22 protein-coding genes are annotated in these 22,817 nt (G+C 60.7%); 16 read left to right on the top strand and 6 right to left on the bottom strand.

Annotated features, from left to right (window positions below):
- Nucleotides 1-78: 78 nt before the first annotated feature.
- Nucleotides 79-771 carry an alpha/beta family hydrolase gene (locus QF010_RS23555; protein ID WP_429512566.1) on the bottom strand — a complete coding sequence of 231 codons (693 nt, stop codon included), beginning with the start codon at nt 769-771 and terminating at the stop codon, nt 79-81.
- Nucleotides 772-880: 109 nt separating this feature from the next.
- Here QF010_RS23555 and ccoN (QF010_RS23550) point away from each other — a divergent pair, with 109 nt between their 5' ends.
- From ccoN (QF010_RS23550) to QF010_RS23475, 16 genes are all read left to right on the top strand, one after another.
- Nucleotides 881-2,305: a cytochrome-c oxidase, cbb3-type subunit I gene (ccoN, locus tag QF010_RS23550; protein WP_008157299.1), complete on the top strand. Its 1,425-nt coding sequence runs from the start codon at nt 881-883 to the stop codon at nt 2,303-2,305.
- A 10-nt stretch (nt 2,306-2,315) separates the two neighbouring features.
- Nucleotides 2,316-2,924, top strand: coding sequence for a cytochrome-c oxidase, cbb3-type subunit II (gene ccoO / locus QF010_RS23545; protein WP_008157297.1), 609 nt, complete (start codon nt 2,316-2,318; stop codon nt 2,922-2,924).
- 15 nt (nt 2,925-2,939) lie between these two features.
- Nucleotides 2,940-3,140, top strand: coding sequence for a cbb3-type cytochrome oxidase subunit 3 (locus tag QF010_RS23540; RefSeq protein WP_197281724.1), 201 nt, complete (start codon nt 2,940-2,942; stop codon nt 3,138-3,140).
- Nucleotides 3,137-4,090 (top strand): cytochrome-c oxidase, cbb3-type subunit III, encoded by a 954-nt coding sequence (gene ccoP, locus QF010_RS23535; RefSeq protein WP_429512563.1) that lies wholly within the window; start codon nt 3,137-3,139, stop codon nt 4,088-4,090. Before QF010_RS23540 ends, ccoP (QF010_RS23535) begins: the two co-directional genes overlap by 4 nt.
- A gap of 483 nt (nt 4,091-4,573) precedes the next feature.
- A complete protein-coding gene (gene ccoN / locus QF010_RS23530) occupies nt 4,574-6,016 on the top strand; it encodes a cytochrome-c oxidase, cbb3-type subunit I (protein WP_008157290.1) in 1,443 nt (480 codons plus the stop codon).
- Nucleotides 6,016-6,624 (top strand): cytochrome-c oxidase, cbb3-type subunit II, encoded by a 609-nt coding sequence (gene ccoO / locus QF010_RS23525; RefSeq protein ID WP_018925301.1) that lies wholly within the window; start codon nt 6,016-6,018, stop codon nt 6,622-6,624. The genes ccoN (QF010_RS23530) and ccoO (QF010_RS23525) overlap by 1 nt, the downstream gene beginning before the upstream one ends.
- A 5-nt stretch (nt 6,625-6,629) precedes the next feature.
- Nucleotides 6,630-6,815: a CcoQ/FixQ family Cbb3-type cytochrome c oxidase assembly chaperone gene (locus QF010_RS23520; RefSeq protein ID WP_003175465.1), complete on the top strand. Its 186-nt coding sequence runs from the start codon at nt 6,630-6,632 to the stop codon at nt 6,813-6,815.
- The gene (gene ccoP, locus QF010_RS23515; RefSeq protein WP_033055650.1) at nt 6,812-7,795 is read left to right on the top strand and encodes a cytochrome-c oxidase, cbb3-type subunit III; all 984 of its coding nucleotides are present in this window, start codon (nt 6,812-6,814) and stop codon (nt 7,793-7,795) included. Before QF010_RS23520 ends, ccoP (QF010_RS23515) begins: the two co-directional genes overlap by 4 nt.
- A 454-nt stretch (nt 7,796-8,249) precedes the next feature.
- Nucleotides 8,250-9,662 carry a cytochrome c oxidase accessory protein CcoG gene (gene ccoG / locus QF010_RS23510; protein ID WP_429534047.1) on the top strand — a complete coding sequence of 471 codons (1,413 nt, stop codon included), beginning with the start codon at nt 8,250-8,252 and terminating at the stop codon, nt 9,660-9,662.
- 11 nt (nt 9,663-9,673) lie between these two features.
- Nucleotides 9,674-10,213, top strand: coding sequence for a FixH family protein (locus QF010_RS23505; protein WP_008146825.1), 540 nt, complete (start codon nt 9,674-9,676; stop codon nt 10,211-10,213).
- A gap of 173 nt (nt 10,214-10,386) precedes the next feature.
- Nucleotides 10,387-12,837, top strand: coding sequence for a heavy metal translocating P-type ATPase (locus QF010_RS23500; protein WP_429534046.1), 2,451 nt, complete (start codon nt 10,387-10,389; stop codon nt 12,835-12,837).
- Nucleotides 12,838-12,859: 22 nt separating this feature from the next.
- Nucleotides 12,860-13,078 carry a cbb3-type cytochrome oxidase assembly protein CcoS gene (gene ccoS / locus QF010_RS23495; RefSeq protein WP_007905420.1) on the top strand — a complete coding sequence of 73 codons (219 nt, stop codon included), beginning with the start codon at nt 12,860-12,862 and terminating at the stop codon, nt 13,076-13,078.
- Nucleotides 13,071-13,754 carry a sulfite exporter TauE/SafE family protein gene (locus tag QF010_RS23490; RefSeq protein WP_033055657.1) on the top strand — a complete coding sequence of 228 codons (684 nt, stop codon included), beginning with the start codon at nt 13,071-13,073 and terminating at the stop codon, nt 13,752-13,754. The genes ccoS and QF010_RS23490 overlap by 8 nt, the downstream gene beginning before the upstream one ends.
- Nucleotides 13,755-13,956: 202 nt before the next feature.
- On the top strand, nt 13,957-15,339 hold the full coding sequence (hemN, locus tag QF010_RS23485) for an oxygen-independent coproporphyrinogen III oxidase (protein ID WP_429534066.1): 1,383 nt from the start codon (nt 13,957-13,959) through the stop codon (nt 15,337-15,339).
- 130 nt (nt 15,340-15,469) lie between these two features.
- Nucleotides 15,470-16,204: a fumarate/nitrate reduction transcriptional regulator Fnr gene (gene fnr, locus QF010_RS23480; protein WP_033055658.1), complete on the top strand. Its 735-nt coding sequence runs from the start codon at nt 15,470-15,472 to the stop codon at nt 16,202-16,204.
- A gap of 79 nt (nt 16,205-16,283) precedes the next feature.
- On the top strand, nt 16,284-16,832 hold the full coding sequence (locus tag QF010_RS23475; RefSeq protein WP_008146813.1) for an adenine phosphoribosyltransferase: 549 nt from the start codon (nt 16,284-16,286) through the stop codon (nt 16,830-16,832).
- Nucleotides 16,833-16,879: 47 nt separating this feature from the next.
- On the opposite strand, the gene QF010_RS23470 is transcribed toward QF010_RS23475, so the two are convergent.
- The 5 genes from QF010_RS23470 to dnaX all read right to left on the bottom strand — a co-directional run bounded on the left by QF010_RS23470 (nt 16,880) and on the right by dnaX (nt 22,678).
- Nucleotides 16,880-18,028 carry an acyl-CoA dehydrogenase family protein gene (locus QF010_RS23470; RefSeq protein WP_429512555.1) on the bottom strand — a complete coding sequence of 383 codons (1,149 nt, stop codon included), beginning with the start codon at nt 18,026-18,028 and terminating at the stop codon, nt 16,880-16,882.
- Nucleotides 18,029-18,192: 164 nt separating this feature from the next.
- The gene (gene recR / locus QF010_RS23465) at nt 18,193-18,795 is read right to left on the bottom strand and encodes a recombination mediator RecR (RefSeq protein ID WP_033055661.1); all 603 of its coding nucleotides are present in this window, start codon (nt 18,793-18,795) and stop codon (nt 18,193-18,195) included.
- 65 nt (nt 18,796-18,860) lie between these two features.
- On the bottom strand, nt 18,861-19,895 hold the full coding sequence (locus QF010_RS23460) for an NADP-dependent oxidoreductase (protein WP_429534045.1): 1,035 nt from the start codon (nt 19,893-19,895) through the stop codon (nt 18,861-18,863).
- A 292-nt stretch (nt 19,896-20,187) separates the two neighbouring features.
- A complete protein-coding gene (locus tag QF010_RS23455) occupies nt 20,188-20,526 on the bottom strand; it encodes a YbaB/EbfC family nucleoid-associated protein (RefSeq protein WP_008028561.1) in 339 nt (112 codons plus the stop codon).
- 67 nt (nt 20,527-20,593) lie between these two features.
- Nucleotides 20,594-22,678 carry a DNA polymerase III subunit gamma/tau gene (gene dnaX / locus QF010_RS23450; RefSeq protein WP_429534044.1) on the bottom strand — a complete coding sequence of 695 codons (2,085 nt, stop codon included), beginning with the start codon at nt 22,676-22,678 and terminating at the stop codon, nt 20,594-20,596.
- Nucleotides 22,679-22,817 lie beyond the last annotated feature (139 nt).

Raw genomic sequence — 22,817 nt, 5'->3', positions numbered from 1 at the left:
TATTTCAGGTCGATGTAGCTCGAATAAACACATCGGTCAGTCCCCTCTCCCTACGGGCGGTCCGACGTTTCGGGAGGGTTAGGGTGAGGGCTGGCCCTGAAGGAACGCAGCCACTCGACTTGCCGTCACAGCCAAATGCTGCTCATGGCTAAACCCCGAAGCCTTCAACGGCTTCAAATCATGATCCCCCGCGACCAGCCAGAACACCTCGATACTCGGTGCCAACGTGTAAGCCTCGACCGCTTCACGATTGCCCAATGCATCCCGCTCGCCCTGAACAATCAAAGTCCGGGTCTTGAGCTCAGCCAAATGCTCGACCCGAGGTTTCTCCGGCTTCCCTACCGCATAAAACGGATACCCGAGGCACACCAACGCATCGGCCTCCAGTTCATCCGCCAAAAGACTGGCCATCCGCCCACCCATGGACTTGCCGCCGATAGCCAGACGCCCAGTGACATGGCGTCGCACCACCGCATACACCTCACGCCAGCACTCGAGCAGTTTCGGGGCCGGGTTCGGTGGACGCTTGCCACCATCGATGCGCCGTTGCGCCATGTACGGAAACTCGAAGCGCAGCACGTTGATCCCAGATGCAGCAAGGCGTGCAGCCATGTCGTTCATCCAGCCGCTGTCCATCGGCGCACCGGCGCCATGAGCCAGAATCAACGTCGCCGATGCCGGCGTTGAGGCGGCATTCCACAACCATCCGTGATCCCGCACACACCGCGCCCATTGATCCCCGTCAATACTGGCCTTGTGCTCTTTGTCCATGCTTGCCTCGCTTTTAGTCTGCCTATAACTCCAGGCGAAGGGAGCGTCTGCCATGCGGCTTACTCGCAAAGACAGGCCTTCACTTCGGCTGAACCGTGGATGGGGAACCATGAACACTTCTATCAGTACCGCCTACAACTACAAGGTGGTCCGCCAATTCGCCATTATGACGGTGGTGTGGGGCATCGTCGGCATGGGGCTCGGGGTTTTTCTCGCGGCTCAATTGGTCTGGCCCGAACTCAACTTCAATCTGCCGTGGACCAGTTTCGGGCGCCTGCGCCCGTTGCACACCAACGCAGTGATCTTCGCCTTCGGCGGTTGCGCCCTGTTCGCCAGTTCGTTCTATTCGGTGCAACGCACCTGCCAAACCCGATTGTTCGCGCCGAAAATCGCCGCGTTCTGCTTCTGGGGCTGGCAGCTTGTGATTCTCTTGGCCGCCATCAGCCTGCCGCTGGGTTACACCAGCTCCAAGGAATACGCCGAACTGGAATGGCCGATCGACATCCTGATCACCATCGTCTGGGTCGCTTACGCCGTGGTGTTCTTCGGCACGATCATGCAGCGCAAGACCAAGCACATCTACGTCGGCAACTGGTTCTTCGGTGGGTTCATCATCACCGTGGCGATTCTGCACATCGTCAACAACCTTGAGCTGCCGGTGAGTTTCACCAAGTCCTACTCGGTGTACGCCGGTGCGACCGATGCCATGGTGCAGTGGTGGTACGGGCACAACGCCGTCGGCTTTTTCCTCACCGCCGGCTTCCTCGGGATGATGTACTACTTCGTGCCGAAACAGGCCGAGCGTCCGGTGTATTCCTATCGCCTGTCGATCGTGCACTTCTGGGCGCTGATCACCCTGTACATCTGGGCCGGTCCGCACCACTTGCACTACACCGCGCTGCCGGACTGGGCACAGTCGCTGGGCATGGTGATGTCGCTGATCCTGCTGGCACCGAGCTGGGGCGGGATGATCAACGGGATGATGACGCTTTCGGGCGCCTGGCATAAGTTGCGCAGCGACCCGATCCTGCGCTTCCTCGTGGTCTCGCTGGCGTTCTACGGCATGTCGACCTTCGAAGGGCCGATGATGGCGATCAAAACGGTCAACGCCCTCTCCCACTACACCGACTGGACCATCGGCCACGTGCATGCCGGCGCCCTCGGTTGGGTAGCGATGATCTCCATTGGCGCGCTGTACCACATGATCCCGAAAATCTTCGGCCGCACGCAGATGCACAGCATCGGCCTGATCAACGCGCACTTCTGGCTCGCCACCATCGGCACCGTGCTGTACATCGCCTCGATGTGGGTCAACGGCATCGCCCAAGGCCTCATGTGGCGCGCTGTCAATGAAGACGGCACGCTGACCTACTCCTTCGTCGAAACCCTGGTGGCCAGCCACCCAGGCTTCGTCGTGCGCCTGGTAGGCGGTGCGATCTTCTTCAGCGGCATGTTGCTGATGGCCTACAACACCTGGCGCACCGTTCGGGCCTCGCAGCCTGCCGAAGTCGCCGCTGCTGCGCAGATCGCCTGAGGAGGCCGCCATGAAACACGAAACAATCGAGAAAAACGTCGGCCTGCTGATGCTGTTGATGGTGCTGGCCGTGAGCATTGGCGGTCTGACCCAGATCGTCCCGCTGTTCTTCCAGGACGTGACCAATAAACCGGTGGAAGGCATGAAGCCCTACACCGCGCTGCAACTGGAAGGTCGCGACATCTACATCCGCGAAGGCTGTGTCGGTTGCCATTCGCAGATGATCCGGCCGTTTCGCGCCGAGACCGAACGCTACGGCCACTACTCGGTGGCCGGTGAAAGCGTCTGGGATCACCCGTTCCTGTGGGGCTCGAAACGTACCGGCCCGGACCTGGCCCGGGTCGGCGGTCGCTACTCCGAAGACTGGCACCGCGCGCACTTGTACAACCCGCGCAACGTGGTGCCGGAATCGAAAATGCCCGGCTATCCGTGGCTGGTGGCCAATCAACTCGACAGCAGCCACACCGAAACCAAGATCAAGGCGATGCGCACCCTCGGCGTGCCGTACACCGACGACGACATCGCCGGCTCAGTCGCCTCGCTCAAGGGCAAGACCGAAATGGACGCCCTGGTCGCTTACCTGCAAGTGCTGGGCACGTCCATCAAGAGCAAGAGGTGAGCCATGCCCTTTGAAATATTAAGTGAAATGAGCAGTGGAATGATCCGCGGCCTGGGCACGGTCGTGGTGTTCGTGGCCTTCGTCGGCCTGACGCTGTGGGTGTTCAACGGCAAGCGCAATCCGGAATTCGCCGAAGCGCGTTTGCTGCCGTTCGCCGATGAACCGCTACCCGATGACGCCACCCAAGAACCTGAAACAAGGAGTACCCGGCCATGACCACCTTCTGGAGTACGTGGATCTGCGTACTGACCATCGGCAGCCTGATCGGCCTGACCTGGCTGCTGATCGGCACCCGCAAGGGCGAAACCAAGGGCAGCGTCGACCAGACCATGGGCCACAGCTTCGACGGCATCGAGGAGTACGACAACCCGCTGCCGCAGTGGTGGTTCATGCTGTTCGCCGGCACGCTGGTATTTGCCGTGGGCTATCTGGTGCTTTACCCCGGCCTGGGCAACTGGAAAGGCATCCTGCCGGGTTACGAGGACGGTTGGACCGGCGTCCACGAGTGGGAAAAGGAGATGAACAAGGCCGACGCGAAGTTCGGGCCGATCTTCGCCAAATTCGCGGCGATGCCCGTGGAAGAAGTGGCCCAGGACCCGCTAGCGTTGAAAATGGGCGGTCGCCTGTTTGCCTCCAATTGCGCGGTCTGCCACGGCTCGGATGCCAAGGGCGCCTTTGGCTTCCCCAACCTGGCAGACTCCAACTGGCGCTGGGGCGGCAACGCCGACACCATCAAAACCACGATCATGGGCGGTCGCATGGCCGCGATGCCGGCCTGGGGTGAGATCCTTGGTGATGCTGGCGTGAAAAACGTCGCGGCTTATGTGCGCCATGACCTGGCCGGCCTGCCGTTGCCTGCCGACAGCGGTACCGACCTGCACGCCGGACAGCAAGCGTTCAGCACGATGTGCGTAGCCTGTCATGGGGCAAACGGCCAGGGCACTGAAGCCATGGGTGCGCCGAATCTGACGCAACCGGCCGGTTTTATCTACGGAACAAGCCTGGCGCAACTGCAACAGACTATTCGTCATGGCCGCCAGGGCCATATGCCAGCGCAGAACGAACTGCTCGGCAACGACAAGGTGCAACTGCTGGCCGCTTACGTTTACAGCCTGTCTCATGGGCTGAGCACCGAGCGTTTGCAGGCTGAAGGCAAACACGAATAAATCTCGACCGCTCTGCTGCCGCATTCTCCCGGATGCGGCAGTTCCCTGCCCCTTTGCGACCAAGTGTCGCACCCCTCCGTTGGTCCTCCTTTCGGTTCCCCGGATTCGGGTCTAAGCTTCCCCCGATGCGGACTGGCATGAGCCGGTTCCAGGTCGACCCAACCCGATGTGTTCGACGAATCTGCTCGATGACAGGCCGCAAAGGCTGGTAGATACCGGCTGTCGTGCCAATTGCCATCTGTCACCCGATCGTTGTGTTTGAACACACCCCGTTACATCCGACCTGACCCCCTCACCATTTTCGTCTGCTGCGACATTTTGCCCTTGGGCAATTTTGTCCCTACGCGGCGCATGGAAAGGCCGCAGAATCAGCTTTTGAAAGCATTGACCCAGGTCATGGCGCGTTGCAATGACCCCCCGCTTTCTCCATACTTGCGGCCGATTTTTACTCCTAATAAAACACCCAAACCGTGGAACCTTAGAATGAGCACAGCAATCAGTCCGACTGCTTATAACTATAAGGTAGTCCGCCAGTTCGCCATCATGACGGTGGTCTGGGGGATCCTTGGCATGGGGCTTGGTGTCTTCATCGCCTCACAGCTTGTATGGCCGGAATTGAACTTCGGTCTGCCGTGGACGACTTTTGGACGCTTACGCCCGTTGCACACCAACCTGGTGATTTTCGCCTTCGGTGGTTGTGCTCTGTTTGCCACTTCTTATTACGTCGTGCAGCGAACCTGCCAAACGCGACTGATTTCCGACAGCCTCGCCGCCTTCACCTTCTGGGGTTGGCAAGCGGTGATCGTCGGCGCGATCGTTACCTTGCCGCTGGGTTACACCACCACCAAGGAATACGCGGAACTGGAATGGCCCCTGGCTATTTTGCTGGCCATCGTCTGGGTTACTTACGGTCTGGTGTTCTTCGGCACCATCACCAAGCGCAAGACCAAGCACATCTATGTGGGTAACTGGTTTTACGGTGCCTTCATCGTTGTGACGGCGATGCTGCACATCGTCAACCACGCGTCCCTGCCGGTCAGCTTCTTCAAGTCCTACTCGGCCTACGCCGGTGCGACTGATGCGATGATCCAGTGGTGGTATGGCCACAACGCGGTCGGTTTCTTCCTGACCACCGGCTTCCTGGGGATGATGTACTACTTCGTTCCGAAGCAGGCCGAGCGTCCGATCTACTCCTATCGTCTGTCGATCGTGCACTTCTGGGCGCTGATCACCCTGTACATCTGGGCCGGTCCGCACCACCTGCACTACACCGCTTTGCCGGACTGGGCTCAGTCGCTGGGCATGGCGATGTCGATCATCCTGCTGGCACCAAGCTGGGGCGGCATGATCAATGGCATGATGACCCTGTCGGGCGCCTGGCATAAGCTGCGCACCGACCCGATCCTGCGCTTCCTCGTTGTGTCCCTGGCCTTCTACGGCATGTCGACCTTCGAAGGCCCGATGATGGCCATCAAGACCGTCAACTCGCTGTCTCACTACACAGACTGGACCATCGGCCACGTACACGCCGGTGCCTTGGGCTGGGTAGCGATGATCTCGATCGGCGCCATCTACCACATGATCCCGAAACTGTTCGGTCGTGTGCAGATGCACAGCATCGGCCTGATCAACACGCACTTCTGGCTCGCGACCATCGGTACCGTTCTGTACATCGCTTCGATGTGGGTCAACGGCATCACCCAGGGTCTGATGTGGCGCGCAATCAACGACGACGGCACCCTCACCTACTCGTTCGTTGAAGCGTTGCAAGCCAGCCACCCTGGTTTCATCGTTCGCGCCCTCGGCGGTGCGTTCTTCGCCAGCGGCATGCTGTTCATGGCCTACAACGTATGGCGTACCGTACGTGCCTCGAACCCGGCAGAAGCCAAAGCTGCTGAACAGATTGCTGTAGTTGGAGCTCACTGATGAAGCATGAAGCAGTCGAGAAGAACATTGGCCTGCTGGCCTTCTTCATGGTTATCGCCGTCAGCATCGGCGGCCTGACCCAGATCGTTCCGCTGTTTTTCCAGGACGTCACCAACAAGCCGGTCGAAGGCATGAAGCCTCGCACCGCCCTTGAACTGGAAGGCCGCGACATCTACATCGCCAACGGTTGTGTCGGCTGCCACTCGCAGATGATCCGCCCGTTCCGTGCTGAAACCGAACGTTACGGCCACTACTCGGTCGCCGGTGAAAGCGTCTGGGACCACCCGTTCCTGTGGGGTTCCAAGCGTACCGGTCCGGACCTGGCCCGTGTTGGCGGTCGTTATTCCGATGACTGGCAGCGTGCGCATTTGTACAACCCGCGCAACGTAGTGCCTGAGTCGAAAATGCCGGCCTACCCGTTCCTCGTGGAAAACAAGCTCGACGGCAAAGACACCGCCAAGAAAATGGAAGTCTTGCGCACGCTCGGCGTCCCTTACACCGACGAAGACATCGCCGGCGCCAAGGATGCTGTGAAGGGCAAAACCGAAATGGACGCGCTGGTGGCCTATCTGCAAGGCCTGGGCACCATCATCAAAAGCAAACGGTGATTTAGATGGATATCGGGATGATTCGTGGCCTGGGCACCGTTGTTGTGATGGTGGCCTTCATCGGTCTGGCGTTGTGGGTATTCAGCCCCAAGCGCAAGTCGGAGTTTGAAGACGCGACCTTGCTGCCTTTCGCGGATGATCCCGAAGCCATCAAGCACGTCGAGCAAGCTTCTAGGAGTAACAAAGAATGACTACGTTCTGGAGTCTGTACGTCACAGTCCTCAGTCTCGGCACGATCTTCGCCCTGACCTGGCTGCTGCTGTCCACCCGCAAGGGCCAGCGCAGCGAAGCCACCGAAGAAACGGTTGGCCACTCCTTCGACGGGATCGAGGAGTACGACAACCCACTGCCAAAATGGTGGTTCATGCTGTTCGTGGGCACCATCATCTTCGCCCTGGGTTACCTGGTGCTGTACCCGGGCCTGGGTAACTGGAAAGGTTTGCTGCCAGGTTACAACTACTTGGATAACGAGAAGCAGACCGCGTTCGCCAACGGCCAGAGCGGCTGGACTGGCGTTCACGAGTGGGAAAAGGAAATGGCCAAGTCGGACGCCAAGTTCGGCCCGATCTTCGCCAAGTTCGCTTCCATGCCAATCGAAGAAGTCGCCAAGGACCCGCAAGCCCTGAAGATGGGTGGCCGCCTGTTCGCCTCCAACTGCTCGGTCTGCCACGGTTCCGATGCCAAGGGCGCTTATGGCTTCCCTAACCTGACCGACGCCGACTGGCGCTGGGGCGGCGAAGCGCAAACCATCAAGACCACCATCATGGGCGGTCGTCACGCTGTGATGCCGGCCTGGGCGGAAGTGATCGGCGAGCAAGGCGTTGCGAACGTTGCCGCGTTCGTACTGACCAACCTCGATGGCCGCAAACTGCCGGAAGGCACCAAGGCTGACCCGGTAGCCGGCCAGAAGCTGTTCGCCGCCAACTGCGCGGTGTGCCACGGTCCGGAAGGCAAAGGCACGCCAGCGATGGGCGCGCCTAACCTGACCCACCCGGCAGCGTTCATCTACGGTTCGAGCTTCGCTCAACTGCAGCAGACCATCCGTTACGGCCGTCAGGGCCAGATGCCTGCGCAAGAACAGCTGCAAGGCAACGACAAGGTTCACCTGCTGGCCGCTTACGTCTACAGCCTTTCTCACGGTGAGAAAGCGCCAGTGGCGGACGCCCAGTAAGGCCAACGCTTGAAGCAACAAAAAACGGCCCCGCCAATGTGAATTGGCGGGGCCGTTTTGTTTGGATTGCGCTGTGCACTCAACGTGTAGGAGTTGCCGAAGGCTGCGATCTTTTGATCTTGTTTTTAATCCATCCCCGCAAGTATTCCCAAAAAAGCAAAATCAAAAGATCGCAGCCTACGGCAGCTCCTACGCGGGAAATCCGGGGATTAACCGGGAAATGGCAGTTGCTGAGCAAAGCTGGATTGAACACCCCAGCCCGAAAACTCGTCCATAATTCACAAGTCAATTGATTCAAGTCATTACACCGTCAGTTGAATTCCACCAACGTGACCAAAGGTCGCACCCTTGACCTAGAGCTACAGGCGTATCATTGCGCCACTGCAACACCTCTTTTTGACCGCGGTCGGCATGTACTGACCGAGGCATTTTTCCACTGCCGTGGGATGCAATGATGAGCAATCAGATTCCGGTACACGACGTCACCCCTGCCAAGAACGCGAATAACAGCGTCGACCTCTACGCCTCTCGAGAAAAAATCTACACCCGTGCCTTCACCGGCCTGTTCCGCAACCTGCGGATGATGGGCGGTGCCGGGCTGTTTCTGCTGTATTTCGGTACGGTCTGGCTGAGCTGGGGTGGCCATCAGGCCGTCTGGTGGAACCTGCCGGAACGTAAGTTCTTCATCTTTGGCGCAACCTTCTGGCCTCAGGACTTCATCCTGCTCTCGGGGATTCTGATCGTCAGTGCCTTCGGCCTGTTCTTCATTACCGTGTACGCCGGGCGGGTCTGGTGCGGCTATACCTGCCCACAGAGTGTCTGGACCTGGATTTTCATGTGGTGCGAAAAGGTCACCGAAGGCGACCGCAACCAGCGCATCAAGCTCGACAAAGCGCCGATGAGCGCCAACAAGTTCCTGCGTAAATTCAGCAAACACACGATGTGGCTGTTGATCGGCTTCGTGACCGGCATGACCTTCGTCGGTTACTTCTCGCCGATCCGCGAACTGACCATCGACTTTTTCACCGGCGAAGCCGATGGCTGGTCGTATTTCTGGGTCGGTTTCTTCACCCTCGCCACCTACGGCAATGCCGGTTGGTTGCGCGAGCAGGTGTGCATTTACATGTGCCCGTACGCGCGCTTCCAGAGCGTGATGTTCGACAAAGACACCCTGATCGTTTCCTACGACCCGCGCCGGGGTGAAAGCCGCGGCCCGCGCAAGAAAGGCGTCGACTACAAGGCCATGGGCCTGGGCGATTGCATCGACTGCACCATGTGCGTCCAGGTCTGCCCGACCGGCATCGACATCCGCGACGGCCTGCAAGTCGAATGCATCGGCTGTGCGGCCTGCATCGATGCCTGCGACAGCATCATGGACAAGATGGATTACCCGCGCGGCCTGATCAGCTACACCACCGAGCACAACCTGTCCGGGCAAAAAACCAATAAACTTCGCCCGCGCCTGATCGGCTATGCCACGGTGCTGCTGGCGATGATCGCCTTGCTGGTGACCGCCTTCTTCATGCGTTCGCTGGTCGGTTTCGACGTCAGCAAGGACCGCGTGCTGTACCGCGAGAACGCCGAAGGCCGGATCGAAAACGTATACAGCCTGAAGATCATGAACAAGGATCAGCGCGACCACACCTACGTGCTCGAAGCCGCTGGCCTGCCGGACCTCAAGCTGCAAGGCAAGCGCGAGATCAAGGTCGCCGCCGGGGAGATTTTCAGCCAGCCGGTCGAACTGTCCAGCGCACCGGAGAAACTGCCATCGAGCACCAACGAGGTGAAATTCATCCTCAAGGATGCCGATGACGACAGCGTCCACATTGAAGCCAAGAGCCGGTTCATCGGCCCACAAGTTCGTTGAGAGAAGTGATCATGCCCACAGCAACTGCCGCAAGTCCCTGGTACAAGCATCTTTGGCCGTGGATCATCATCGCCATCCTGGCGTGTTCCGTGACCCTGACCTTGTCCATGGTGACGATCGCGGTGAACAACCCGGACAACCTGGTCAACGACAACTATTACGAGGCAGGCAAAGGCATCAACCGCTCCCTCGACCGTGAGCTGCTGGCGCAGACCCTGCTGCTGCGCGCCAGCGTTCATCTGGACGACGTGACCGGTGAAGTCGACCTGCGCCTGAGCGGCAACAGCCAACCGAAAACCCTGGAGCTGAACCTGATCTCGCCGACCCAGCCGGAGAAAGATCGCAAGATCACCCTGGCACGCAGCGAAACCGAACAGGGCCGCTACATTGGCCAGTTGAACGACAAGGTCGACGGTCGCCGCTTTGTAGAACTGCTGGGCGTACAGGACGACAAGACCTGGCGCATGTTCGAAGAAGAACAGGTCAGCCATGACAAGGATCTGCTGCTGGGTGATGAACCGCTGCAAGGCGCCGAAGACCTGAAGAAGTAAACACTGCGAATGCGATCAAATGTGGCGAGGGAGCTTGCTCCCGCTGGGACGCGAAGCGGCCCAAAAAACTGCAAACCGGTTCTTTCAGTCATAGCGCGTTCGCAGATTTACGACTGCTTCGCAGCCGAGCGGGAGCAAGCTCCCTCGCCACAATGGTTTTCATGGCAACACACATGACCACTCCACTCCCCTGCTACCACTGCGCCCTGCCCGTCCCGGCCGGCAGCCGCTTCACCGCTGCCGTCCTCGGTGAAACCCGCGAGTTCTGCTGCCCGGGTTGTCAGGCCGTGGCCGAAGCCATTGTGGCCGGTGGACTGGAAACCTATTACCAGCATCGCAGCGAGTCATCGGCCAACCCCGAAGCCTTGCCGGTGCAGTTGGTGGACGAACTGGCGCTATACGACCGCGCCGACGTGCAAGCTCCCTTCGTTCGCCACGAAGGCGAACTCGCCGAAACCACCCTGTTGATGGAAGGCATCAGCTGCGCCGCCTGCGGCTGGCTGATCGAGAAACACCTGCGTGGCTTGCCCGCAGTGGCCGAAGCGCGCCTGAACCTGTCCAACCATCGCCTGCACGTGCGCTGGGCCGATGCGCAACTGCCGCTGAGCCAGGTACTCAGCGAATTGCGCCACATCGGTTACGCCGCGCACCCCTATCAGGCCGACCGCGCCAGCGAACAACTGGCCAGCGAAAACCGCCTGGCCCTGCGTCAACTCGGCGTGGCCGGGTTGCTGTGGTTCCAGGCGATGATGGCAACCATGGCCACCTGGCCGGAATTCAACATCGACCTCAGCCCCGAGCTGCACACCATCCTGCGTTGGGTCGCGCTATTTCTCACCACCCCGATCGTGTTCTACAGCTGCGCGCCGTTCTTCAAAGGCGCCATGCGTGACTTGCGCACCCGACACCTGACCATGGACGTCTCGGTGTCGCTGGCGATTGGCAGCGCCTACATCGCCGGGATCTGGACCTCGATCACCGGCGTCGGTGAACTGTATTTCGATGCGGTCGGCATGTTCGCGCTGTTCCTGTTGGCCGGGCGTTATCTCGAACGTCGCGCCCGCGAACGCACCGCTGCCGCCACCGCACAGCTTGTAAACCTGCTGCCCGCCTCGTGCCTGCGCCTGAGTGCCGACGGCCAGAGTGAGCGGATTCTGCTCAGTGAACTGCGTTTAGGCGATCAGGTGCTGGTGCATCCCGGCGCGATCCTCCCGGCCGACGGCAAGATCCTCGACGGCCAGTCGAGCATCGACGAATCCCTGCTCACCGGCGAATACCTGCCGCAACCGCGCACGCCGGGCGATGCCGTCACCGCTGGCACCCTGAACGTCGAAGGTGCGCTGACCGTGGAAGTCCTTGCCCTCGGCCAGGACACCCGACTGTCCGCCATCGTCCGCCTGCTGGACCGTGCTCAGGCCGAGAAGCCGCGACTGGCTGAAATTGCCGACCGCGCCGCGCAATGGTTCCTGCTGCTGTCGCTGATTGCCGCTGCCGTCATCGGCCTGATCTGGTGGGAACTGGATTCGTCGCGAGCCTTCTGGATTGTGTTGGCGATGCTCGTTGCGACGTGCCCGTGCGCCTTGTCGCTGGCCACGCCGACCGCCCTCACCGCCGCCACCGGTACGCTGCACAAACTCGGTTTGCTGCTGACGCGCGGTCATGTGCTGGAAGGCCTGAACCAGATCGATACGGTGATTTTCGACAAGACCGGCACACTGACTGAAGGTCGCCTGGCCTTGCGTTCGATTCGCCCACTCGGCGCGCTGAACAGCGATCAATGCCTGAGCCTCGCCGCCGCCCTGGAAAACCGTTCCGAACACCCGATCGCCCGCGCGTTTGGCCGGGCGCCGCTGGCCGCCGAAGAAGTCCACAGCACGCCGGGACTCGGCCTCGAAGGCTCGGTCGGCGAGCAACGCCTGCGCATCGGCCAACCGGGTTTTGTCTGTGAACTCAGTGGCGCTGCCGTGCCGTTGATGCCGGATGAAGCTGGCCAATGGCTGTTGCTCGGCGACAGTCAGGGACCGTTGGCATGGTTTGTTCTCGATGACCGTTTGCGTGCTGACGCCCCCGCCCTGCTCGCCGCCTGCAAGGCTCGCGGTTGGCGCACGCTGCTGCTGTCCGGCGACAGTTCGCCGATGGTCGCCAGTGTCGCGGCGGAACTGGGCATCGATGAAGCCCGTGGCGGTTTGCGCCCGGACGACAAATTGCAGGTCCTGCAACAGCTGCACAAGGAAGGCCGCAAGGTGTTGATGCTCGGTGACGGGGTCAACGACGTGCCCGTACTGGCCGCCGCCGACATCAGCGTGGCCATGGGGTCGGCCACCGATCTGGCGAAAACCAGTGCCGATGCAGTGCTGCTGTCGAACCGTCTCGATGCATTGGTGCAAGCCTTCAGCCTGGCTCGACGCACCCGCCGGGTAATCATCGAGAACCTGCTGTGGGCCGGGCTGTACAATGGCCTCATGTTGCCGTTCGCCGCCCTCGGCTGGATCACTCCGGTATGGGCCGCGGTCGGTATGTCCATCAGTTCGTTGACCGTGGTGCTGAACGCCCTGCGCCTGACTCGCATGCCCAACACGCCTGCGGTCAGCGCCACGCCAGAAACCCGTCCGCTGCCGGCCTGAGCCGCGCGGGCATGGAGTCCAGATGCCAGCTCTCTACGTGATGATCCCGGCTGCGCTGCTGATCGTGGCCATCGCCATTTACATCTTCTTTTGGGCCGTCGACAGCGGTCAGTACGACGACCTCGACGGCCCGGCCCACAGCATCCTGTTCGACGACCAGGACCCGAACCACAAGGCCGCGGTCGACGAAGCCAGCGGTCATCCGGCCAAGCCGGACGACAAGGCGCCACCTCATGCTTGAGTTGGCGCCGCTGCTGGTGTCTGCGGTGATTCTCGGTCTGCTCGGTGGCGGGCATTGCCTGGGCATGTGCGGCGGCTTGATGGGCGCGTTGACCCTGGCGATTCCCAAGGAGCAACGCAGCCGGCGTTTTCGACTGCTGCTGGCCTACAACCTGGGGCGAATTCTCAGCTATGCAACGGCCGGCCTGCTGATCGGCCTGGCCGGTTGGGCGGTGGCCAACAGCCCGGCGGCGATGTTCATGCGCGTCATCGCCGGATTGCTGTTGGTCGCCATGGGCCTGTACCTCGCTGGCTGGTGGAGCGGCCTGACCCGCATCGAAAGCCTCGGTCGCGGCCTGTGGCGGCATATCCAGCCGGTTGCCAACAAACTGCTGCCGGTGTCGAGCGTACCCCGCGCGCTGCTGTTGGGTGCGCTCTGGGGCTGGCTGCCGTGCGGGTTGGTTTACAGCACGTTGCTGTGGTCGGCGAGTCAGGGCAATGCGCTGGACAGTGCGCTTTTGATGCTCGCGTTCGGGCTCGGCACCTGGCCGGTATTGCTCGCCACAGGGTTGGCGGCTGAGCGGGTCACGGCGTTGTTGCGCAAACGTAGCGTGCGGATGACCGGCGGCTTACTGGTGATCCTGTTCGGCATCTGGACCTTGCCGGGGCCGCATCAGCATTGGCTCATGGGCCACTAGACCTGTGGCGAGGGAGCTTGCTCCCGCTGGACTGCGCAGCAGTCCCTCTTTTAGGTCCGCTTCGCGCCCCAGCGGGAGCAAGCTCCCTCGCCACAAAAAGCGGCACACCCGCTAACCACCGTTGACGCAAATCAAGATGCCCCACCCCGCCTCCCCCTAGACTCGCTGACACTGCCAGCCTATCCGGGGGAATGCCCGCATGATGCTCGACGCCATTCGTTGGGATACCGATCTGATCCGCCGTTACGACCTGGCGGGACCGCGCTACACCTCCTACCCGACCGCGGTGCAATTCGACGGTCAGGTCGGCACGTTCGACCTGTTTCACGCCCTGCGCGATAGCCGTAAAGCCCTGCGCCCGTTATCGCTGTATGTGCACGTGCCGTTCTGCGCGAACATTTGCTACTACTGCGCCTGCAATAAAGTCATCACCAAGGACCGCGGCCGGGCCCAGTCCTATTTGCAGCGCCTTGAGCAGGAAATCCAGCTGATCGCCTGCCACCTCGACCCCGCGCAGAAAGTCGAGCAACTGCATTTCGGCGGCGGCACCCCGACCTTTCTCAGTCACGATGAACTGCGCCAGTTGATGGCCCAGTTGCGCAAAAGCTTCAACTTGCTGGACGACGATTCCGGCGACTACGGCATCGAAATCGACCCTCGCGAAGCCGACTGGTCAACCATGGGCCTGCTTCGTGAGCTGGGTTTCAACCGGGTCAGTATCGGCCTGCAAGACCTCGACCCGGCGGTGCAGCGGGCAGTCAATCGCCTGCAAAGCCTGGAAGAAACCCGCGCGGTGATCGACGCCGCACGCACGCTGCAGTTTCGCTCGATCAACATTGACCTGATCTACGGCTTGCCAAGGCAGACACCCGAGAATTTCGCCCGCACCGTCGATGAAGTCATCAACCTGCAACCGGACCGCCTCTCGGTGTTCAACTATGCGCACCTGCCGGAACGCTTCATGCCGCAACGGCGAATCAACAGCGACGAGCTTCCGACACCGGCGCAAAAACTGGAAATACTCCAGGGCACCATCGAGCAGCTGACCCAGGCCGGTTACCGCTACATCGGCATGGACCACTTCGCGCTGCCCGACGATGAACTGGCGATTGCTCAGGAAGAATCGACCCTGCAACGCAATTTCCAGGGCTACACCACCCACGGTCACTGCGACCTGATTGGCCTGGGCGTGTCGGCCATCAGCCAGATCGGCGACTTGTATTGCCAGAACAGCAGCGACCTGAATCAGTACCAGAACACGCTCGCCAGCGCGCAGCTGGCCACCAGTCGTGGCCTGCTGTGCAACGCCGATGACCGCCTGCGACGTGCGGTCATCCAACAACTGATCTGTCATTTCAGCCTGGAATTCGCCGAGATCGAGCACGCCTTCAACATCGACTTTCAGGGTTACTTCGGCGAACTCTGGCCACAGTTGCAGGAAATGGCCGAAGACGGCCTGATCGAACTTGATAACGAACGGATCACCGTACTGCCCGCCGGACGATTGCTGGTACGTTCGGTGTGCATGGTGTTCGACGCATACCTGGAACAGCACAATCGCCAGCGGTTTTCGCGGGTGATCTAGCTATTAACTCACTGCCGGTCTGCGAAACGCTGACTTTACGACCCTGCGACAAAATCGCCGCGTGCCTGAATGTCCTTCCGTGGGTTACCCTTACGTCTTATGTGTGTTTTTTCCCACAAGGATTGAAGAAATGTCCGAGCCAGTAAAGCTGCGCGCTCATAGTCAGGCCCATTGCAAGGATTGCAGCCTGGCCCCCCTCTGCTTGCCACTTTCTTTGAATCTGGAAGACATGGATGCGCTGGACGAAATCGTTAAACGTGGCCGCCCGCTGAAAAAGGGCGAATTCCTGTTCCGCCAGGGCGACACCTTCGATTCCGTTTATGCAGTACGCTCGGGCGCCCTGAAGACCTTCAGCCTGAGCGATGGCGGCGAAGAACAACTCACCGGGTTCCACTTGCCGAGCGAACTGGTCGGCCTGTCGGGCATGGACACCGAAAAACACCCGGTCTCGGCGCAAGCCATGGAAACCACCTCGGTGTGTGAAATCCCGTTCGAACGCCTCGACGAACTGGCAGTGCAACTGCCGCAACTGCGCCGTCAGTTGATGCGCGTGATGAGTCGAGAGATTCGCGACGATCAGCAAATGATGTTGCTGCTGTCGAAGAAAACCGCCGACGAGCGCATCGCCACGTTCCTGGTCAACCTGTCGGCCCGTTTCCGCGCCCGGGGCTTCTCGGCCAACCAGTTCCGCCTGAGCATGTCGCGCAACGAAATCGGCAATTATCTGGGCCTGGCGGTGGAAACCGTGTCCCGGGTGTTCACGCGATTCCAGCAAAACGAACTGATCGCGGCTGAAGGCAAGGAAATCCATATCCTCGACCCAATTCAACTCTGCGCCCTGGCCGGCGGCTCGCTAGACGGCTGATTTCGGCGATGGTGGCTGAGCGAAACGGTTCAGCCGCCGTTATACTGCGTCGTTTGCAGCCTGCCAGGACACCTCGACGATGGTCTTCGACTCCTTCGACATCAAATCCCTCATCCGCCCTGTGATCGACTTTCCCAAGCCGGGCGTGATCTTCCGCGACATTACCCCATTGTTCCAGTCGCCCACGGCCCTGCGCCTGGTGATGGACAGCTTCGCCCACCGTTATGTCGAGGCTGACTTCACCCACATCGGTGCGATGGACGCGCGTGGTTTTCTGATCGGTTCGGTCCTGGCCTATCAGCTGAACAAGCCGCTGGTGCTGTTCCGCAAGCAAGGCAAACTGCCGGCCGACGTGCTGGCCGAGGGTTATGCGACTGAATACGGCGAAGCCTTCCTCGAAGTCCACGCCGACAGCCTGTGCGAGGGCGATTCGGTGGTGATGTTCGATGACTTGATCGCCACGGGCGGGACACTGATTGCAGCGGCGAACCTGGTTCGACGCATGGGCGCGCGGGTTCACGAAGCGGCGGCGATCATTGACTTGCCAGAATTGGGCGGGTCGCAGCGCTTGGAGGATATGGGGATTCCTACGTTCTGCCTGACGCAGTTTGCGTTGAGCGATAAGTAACCCCCTGACAGATCGTTCCCATGCTCCGCGTGGGAACGATCAACTCGTCACAGTCCCATCTGTTTGCTGATGATCTCGTTCATCACTTCCCGCGTCCCCCCTCCGATCGAAAGAATGCGGTTATCGCGGTACAGCCGCTCCACCAGGCTCTCACGCATGTAGCCGAGACCACCCAGAATCTGCACCGCATCCGTGGTGATCCGATCAGCCGTGTCAGTAGCAAAATTCTTGGCCATGGAAATCTCCTTGATCACACTCTGCCCCGCCGCCATTTTCGCCGCCTGTCGGTAGGTGAATTCCCGTGACACTTCCAGCGCCGTGGCCATTTCGGCAAGGCGATGCTTGAGCACCTGAAATTTGCCGATGGGTTTACCGAACGCTTCACGTTGGCGAGCCCATTTCAGGCTCTCTTCCAGCGCCAGTTGCGCGGTCATGTTGGCCATTAGCGCCAGCGCCAGGCGCTCGCTCTGGAAATTACCCATGATGCAGGCGAAGCCCATGTTTTCGCCGCCAATCAGATTTCCTGACGGCACCCGACAATCGTCGAAGAACAGTTCGGCAGTGTCCGACGCCCACCAACCCATTTTCTTCAACTGACGACCGACGGTGAAACCAGGCGTGCCCTTCTCGATCAACAGCAGGCTGATGCCACCGAAACCCGGCGCACCGGTACGCACCGCGACAGTGTAGAAATCTGCGCGGACGCCACTGGTGATAAAGGTTTTGCTGCCGCTGACCCGGTAAAAGTCGCCGTCACGCACGGCGCGGGTTTGCAGGTTGGCGACGTCGGAGCCACCACTGGGCTCGGTCACGGCAAGGGCGCTGATCTTCTCGCCGGCGAGCACCTGAGGCACAACACGATCGCGGACCTCAGGCCTGGCCCACTTGAGTATCGGCGGCAGCCCGATGTCCAGCGAGCCGAGCCCCGCCACCAGACCGCCGGAGCCACAGCGCATCAGCTCTTCGCTGGCGGCGACCTTGGCGAACAGATCACCTTCGTGACTGCCACCCAAGGCTTCGGGGTAACCGATCCCCAGAATCCCCGCCGCGCCAGCCTTGAGGTAGAGCTCGCGGGGAAAGCTTTCGGCTTCTTCCCACTGGTCGATGTCCGGCAAGATCTCGCGCTCGACGAAACGTCTGACGCTGTCGCGGACCAATTGGTGGCTGGGGTCGAAGTATTCCTGAAAGGCAGGCATCGGCGAACTCCACTGAAGGTTCAGCGAAGTTAACCGAGCGCTTGCTTGGTTTTCAAGTTAAGGAGTGTTGGAAGATCAAAAAATCGCAGCCTTCGGCAGCTCCTACAGGTGTAAACCGATCCCATGTAGGAGCTGCCGAGGCTGCGATCTTTTGCTTTTAACAATTACAAAGCAATCGGTTTACGCCCGGCAAACGAATGCGCCAACGTCCCACCATCCACCAACTCCAGCTCGCCACCCAATGGCACGCCGTGGGCAATGCGCGAGGCGATCAGGCCTTTGTTGCTGAGCAACTGGGCAATGTAATGCGCTGTCGCCTCACCTTCCACAGTCGGGTTGGTCGCGAGAATGACTTCAGTGAACGTGCCCGCCTCTTCGATCCGCGCCAGCAGTTGCGGAATACCGATGGCTTCCGGGCCGAGTCCGTCGAGTGGCGACAGATGGCCCTTGAGCACGAAGTAGCGACCACGGAAACCGGTCTGCTCCACCGCGTAGACATCCATCGGACCTTCCACCACGCAGAGCAAGGTGTCGTCGCGACGGGTATCGGCGCATTGCGGGCAGAGGTCGTCTTCGGTCAGCGTGCGACACAACCGACAGTGACCCACCCCTTCCATGGCCTGGCTCAGTGCCAGGGCCAGTCGCGAGCCGCCGCTGCGATCACGCTCGAGCAGCTGCAACGCCATGCGTTGGGCAGTTTTCTGACCCACACCTGGCAAAATTCGCAGGGCGTCGATCAGTTGGCGAATCAAAGGGCTGAAGCTCATGGGGAAAAGTCCGACAAAACAACGAGACGCGGTTTATACCCGCGCCTCTGATTAGCGTCAATTACTCAGTCCTGGGCGACCCGCACAACCAGTTTGCCGAAGTTGCGTCCTTCCAGCAGACCGATGAACGCTTCAGGTGCCTGCTCCAGGCCATCGACCACGTCTTCACGGAACTTCACCTTGCCGTCGCGCACCCACGGCGCCATGGCGCTGACGAATTCCGGCTGACGATCACCATAGTCGTCGAACACGATGAAGCCCTGGATTCGCACACGCTTGGTCAGCAGCGTGCGCTGCAATTGCGGCAGACGATCCGGGCCGGTCGGTGCTTCGTGAGCGTTGTAGGAGGCGATCAGACCGCAGAGTGGAATTCGTGCCTTGGGATTGAGCAGCGGCAGCACGGCATCGAACACCTTGCCGCCGACGTTTTCGTAATAGATGTCGATGCCTTCGGAGCACGCCTTGGCCAATTCTTCGGCGAAGTTCGGGCTCTTGTGATCGATACAAGCATCAAAACCCAGCTCATCGACCACATAACGGCACTTGTCCGCGCCACCGGCCACGCCGACCACGCGCAAGCCCTTGATCTTCGCCACCTGACCGACCACCGAACCCACGGCCCCGGACGCTGCCGCAACCACCAGGGTTTCGCCGGCTTCTGGCTGGCCGATGTCCATCAGGCCCATATACGCGGTCATTCCGGGCATGCCCAACACGCCCAACGCCATTGACGGGCTCGGCAGCCCGGACGGCACCGGAATGATGTCGCGCCCGTCGCTGAGGCTGTGGCTCTGCCAACCGGTAGAACCGACCACCAGATCACCTTCATGGAATTTCGGATTCAGCGAGCGCTCGACCCGACTGACAGCGCCACCGGTCATCACCTCGCCGATTTCCACCGGTGCGGCGTACGAAGGCGCGTCGCTCATGCGTCCGCGCATGTAGGGATCGAGTGACAGGTAAAGGGTCTTGAGCAGCACCTGACCGTCGGCCAGGTCCGGCAGCGCAACGCGCTCCAGGCGGAAATTCTCCGGCGTCGGCGCGCCTGTCGGGCGGGACGCCAGGACGATACGTTGGTTGAGGGTCAATGCTTGTGGCATGTGAGCTTCTCCTTTTGATCGATGAATTCGGCGGTATAGGGAGCAGACCTTTGTGATGGTATGGCGTTCGATGTTTCTGCCTTTCACTGTGGCGAGGGAGCTTGCTCCCGCTGGGTCGCGAAGCGGCCCCCCTTATCCCTAAGAGGAAGGGGACTACTGCGCAGTCCAGCGGGACGGTGCGGCGTTCCGACAAGCTCCCTCGCCACAGGGTTTAACAAAACCCGGCAGAAACAAAAAAGCCAGGCGCGATGCCTGGCATTTTTTTGTAGCCCATCCGACGCGCTTTGGCGAATCAGAATGGCAGTTTCATACCCGGTGGCAGTTGCATGCCAGCGGTCATGCCGGACATTTTGTCCTGGCTGTTGGCTTCGATCTTGCGCACGGCATCGTTGACGGCGGCGGCGAACACAGCCTCCAGCATCTCTTTGTCGTCTTCGCTCAAGCCTTCGACCAGGCTTGGATCGATGGTCACGCGCTTGACGTCGTGACGACCGGTCATCACCACGGTGACCATATCGCCACCGGCTTTACCGGTGACTTCGGCGTTGGCCAGTTCTTCCTGCATCTTGGCCATTTTTTCCTGCATCTGCTGTGCCTGCTTCATCAGGCCGGCCATGCCACCTTTCATCATGGGAATCACCTCAAAAGTACTTGGATAAATACAGCGCCCGGCCCTTTCGGCCGAACACCTTCAGTTATTAGCCCTGAGTGACCAGGGTCTCGACAGGTTCAATAGTATCGTTACGGACCACCGCACCGAACTGCTGCATCATTTGCTGGATGAACGGATCACCGTGGATCGACTCTTCGGCCTCGCGCTGACGGTTCGCACGGCGCCGGGACGCGGCCTGGGCCGGGGTCTCCTGCTCGGGCTTGATCAGCTCCATGCTCAGGTTCAGCGTACGCCCGTGAAACTGGTTCAACGCATCGTTCAATCGACGCTGTTGAGTCGCGTTGAACAGCGCGCTGTGGGCCGGGTCCAGGTGCATCAGCCAGTTGTCGCCGTCGACGGCGATCAGCGTGCAGTTGGCGGCGATGCTGCCGGTCATGCCGGAGATCGGCAGTTTCGGGAACAACTCCAGCCATTGCGCCGCCAGACCGGTGGCCGGCATGGCGGCCGGTTCAGGCTCGACTTCCGGCGTTGGCTCAGCGGTGTGTTCGCTGGCCAGTTCATCGAGGTAGCTGTAGGCCGACTCGATGTCTGGCTCGATATAGTCCTCGTCCAGCGGCGGCTCGTCGTCCAGGTCCATGCCCGGCGTCGCGGCATCGACTTCGGCCACCGACGGCTCGGGAATCGGCGCAGCGGCCCACTCTGGTGCGTCCGGCACCACGCTGTCGGGGGTCGGCAACGGCATCGGCGCCAGTTCGGGTTGTTCGCTGGCCGTTTCCAGCACCGGCTCGACGGCGGGTTGCTGAACGACCTCGGGTTCGATCGGGTCGTTCCACGGCAGATCGACGACGGCCTCGACCGCTACCGCCTCAACCACAGGCTCGGACACGACGACGGGCGCAACCGGCTCAGGCTCGGGCGCTTGCACTGGGGCAACCACCGCCGCAACTGGCGCTGGCGCGACGGGTGCAACTGCCGCAGCGACTACCGGCGCAACAACGGGCGCGGCAGCCACTGAATTTGCGGAATCAACTGTGGCTTGGCTGATCCCCACTGGCTTTAGCGGTTGCCTCGGGGCGTCCGTGGTGTCTGCCGGACGGAACGCGAGCATCCTCAGCAACACCATTTCGAAACCACCGCGCGGGTCCGGCGCCAGCGGCAAGTCGCGGCGACCGATCAGGCCCATCTGGTAATAAAACTGCACGTCTTCGGCCGGCAAGGCCTGGGCCAGCGCCAGCACTCGGTCACGGTCGCCATGACCGTTGTCGACGCCTTCAGGCAGCGCCTGGGCGATGGCGACACGGTGCAGTACGTTGAGAATTTCCGAGAGCACGCCGTTCCAGTCCGGGCCTTGCTCGGCCAGATGACGGACGGCTTCGAGCAAGGCCTTGGCGTCGCCTTCGATCAGCGCATGCAGAACGTCGTAGACCTGGCCGTGATCGAGCGTGCCGAGCATCGCCCGTACGTCGGCCGCCATGACTTTGCCTTCACCGAAGGCAATCGCCTGGTCGGTCAGGCTCATGGCGTCGCGCATCGAACCGTCGGCAGCACGGCCCAACAGCCAGAGCGCGTCGTCTTCGAACGGCACGTTCTCGACACCCAGCACATGGGTCAAATGCTCGACCACACGCTCCGGTGTCATGTTCTTCAGAGAGAACTGCAGGCACCGCGAAAGAATGGTTGCAGGAAGTTTCTGCGGATCGGTGGTCGCCAGGATGAACTTGACGTAGGGCGGCGGCTCTTCAAGGGTTTTCAACAGCGCATTGAAGGAATGGCTGGAGAGCATGTGTACTTCGTCGATCAGGTAGACCTTGAACCGCCCGCGGCTCGGCGCGTACTGCACGTTGTCGAGCAGTTCGCGGGTGTCTTCGACCTTGGTCCGGCTCGCGGCGTCGATCTCGATCAGGTCGACGAAGCGGCCTTCATCGATCTCGCGGCACACCGAGCACTCGCCGCAAGGCGTTGAAGTGATACCTGTTTCACAGTTCAGGCATTTGGCGATGATCCGCGCGATGGTGGTCTTGCCGACCCCGCGGGTACCGGTAAACAGATAGGCGTGGTGCAGCCGCTGGCTGTCCAAGGCATTGATCAGAGCCTTGAGCACATGGGTCTGGCCGACCATTTCGCGGAACGAGCGCGGACGCCATTTACGTGCAAGAACCTGATAACTCATCGAAAACCGTCGCAACGAAGGAACAGAAGCGGCTAATGCTAGCGGAGCAAGGCCAAAATTGCATCCGGTGCGCTCGTCTAATCTGGCTAAGATGGTCTTTGGGGGGCTTTTATCGGCTCGGGTTTTATCAGCACCGGAG

The organism is Pseudomonas silensiensis, assembly GCF_050434865.1.
GTDB lineage: Bacteria > Pseudomonadota > Gammaproteobacteria > Pseudomonadales > Pseudomonadaceae > Aquipseudomonas > Aquipseudomonas fluorescens_W.
Note: the sequence above shows the minus strand (reverse complement) of the source record. Positions and strands in the feature narration are given on the sequence as shown.

What these genes read in the sequence shown, in the direction of transcription:
- QF010_RS23555 (WP_429512566.1), bottom strand. Translation starts at nt 771, where the DNA reads ATGGACAAAGAGCACAAGGCCAGTATTGACGGGGATCAATGGGCGCGG.
- ccoN (WP_008157299.1), top strand. Translation starts at nt 881, where the DNA reads ATGAACACTTCTATCAGTACCGCCTACAACTACAAGGTGGTCCGCCAA.
- ccoO (WP_008157297.1), top strand. Translation starts at nt 2,316, where the DNA reads ATGAAACACGAAACAATCGAGAAAAACGTCGGCCTGCTGATGCTGTTG.
- ccoP (WP_429512563.1), top strand. Translation starts at nt 3,137, where the DNA reads ATGACCACCTTCTGGAGTACGTGGATCTGCGTACTGACCATCGGCAGC.
- ccoN (WP_008157290.1), top strand. Translation starts at nt 4,574, where the DNA reads ATGAGCACAGCAATCAGTCCGACTGCTTATAACTATAAGGTAGTCCGC.
- ccoO (WP_018925301.1), top strand. Translation starts at nt 6,016, where the DNA reads ATGAAGCATGAAGCAGTCGAGAAGAACATTGGCCTGCTGGCCTTCTTC.
- QF010_RS23520 (WP_003175465.1), top strand. Translation starts at nt 6,630, where the DNA reads ATGGATATCGGGATGATTCGTGGCCTGGGCACCGTTGTTGTGATGGTG.
- ccoP (WP_033055650.1), top strand. Translation starts at nt 6,812, where the DNA reads ATGACTACGTTCTGGAGTCTGTACGTCACAGTCCTCAGTCTCGGCACG.
- ccoG (WP_429534047.1), top strand. Translation starts at nt 8,250, where the DNA reads ATGAGCAATCAGATTCCGGTACACGACGTCACCCCTGCCAAGAACGCG.
- QF010_RS23505 (WP_008146825.1), top strand. Translation starts at nt 9,674, where the DNA reads ATGCCCACAGCAACTGCCGCAAGTCCCTGGTACAAGCATCTTTGGCCG.
- QF010_RS23500 (WP_429534046.1), top strand. Translation starts at nt 10,387, where the DNA reads ATGACCACTCCACTCCCCTGCTACCACTGCGCCCTGCCCGTCCCGGCC.
- ccoS (WP_007905420.1), top strand. Translation starts at nt 12,860, where the DNA reads ATGCCAGCTCTCTACGTGATGATCCCGGCTGCGCTGCTGATCGTGGCC.
- QF010_RS23490 (WP_033055657.1), top strand. Translation starts at nt 13,071, where the DNA reads ATGCTTGAGTTGGCGCCGCTGCTGGTGTCTGCGGTGATTCTCGGTCTG.
- hemN (WP_429534066.1), top strand. Translation starts at nt 13,957, where the DNA reads ATGCTCGACGCCATTCGTTGGGATACCGATCTGATCCGCCGTTACGAC.
- fnr (WP_033055658.1), top strand. Translation starts at nt 15,470, where the DNA reads ATGTCCGAGCCAGTAAAGCTGCGCGCTCATAGTCAGGCCCATTGCAAG.
- QF010_RS23475 (WP_008146813.1), top strand. Translation starts at nt 16,284, where the DNA reads ATGGTCTTCGACTCCTTCGACATCAAATCCCTCATCCGCCCTGTGATC.
- QF010_RS23470 (WP_429512555.1), bottom strand. Translation starts at nt 18,028, where the DNA reads ATGCCTGCCTTTCAGGAATACTTCGACCCCAGCCACCAATTGGTCCGC.
- recR (WP_033055661.1), bottom strand. Translation starts at nt 18,795, where the DNA reads ATGAGCTTCAGCCCTTTGATTCGCCAACTGATCGACGCCCTGCGAATT.
- QF010_RS23460 (WP_429534045.1), bottom strand. Translation starts at nt 19,895, where the DNA reads ATGCCACAAGCATTGACCCTCAACCAACGTATCGTCCTGGCGTCCCGC.
- QF010_RS23455 (WP_008028561.1), bottom strand. Translation starts at nt 20,526, where the DNA reads ATGATGAAAGGTGGCATGGCCGGCCTGATGAAGCAGGCACAGCAGATG.
- dnaX (WP_429534044.1), bottom strand. Translation starts at nt 22,678, where the DNA reads ATGAGTTATCAGGTTCTTGCACGTAAATGGCGTCCGCGCTCGTTCCGC.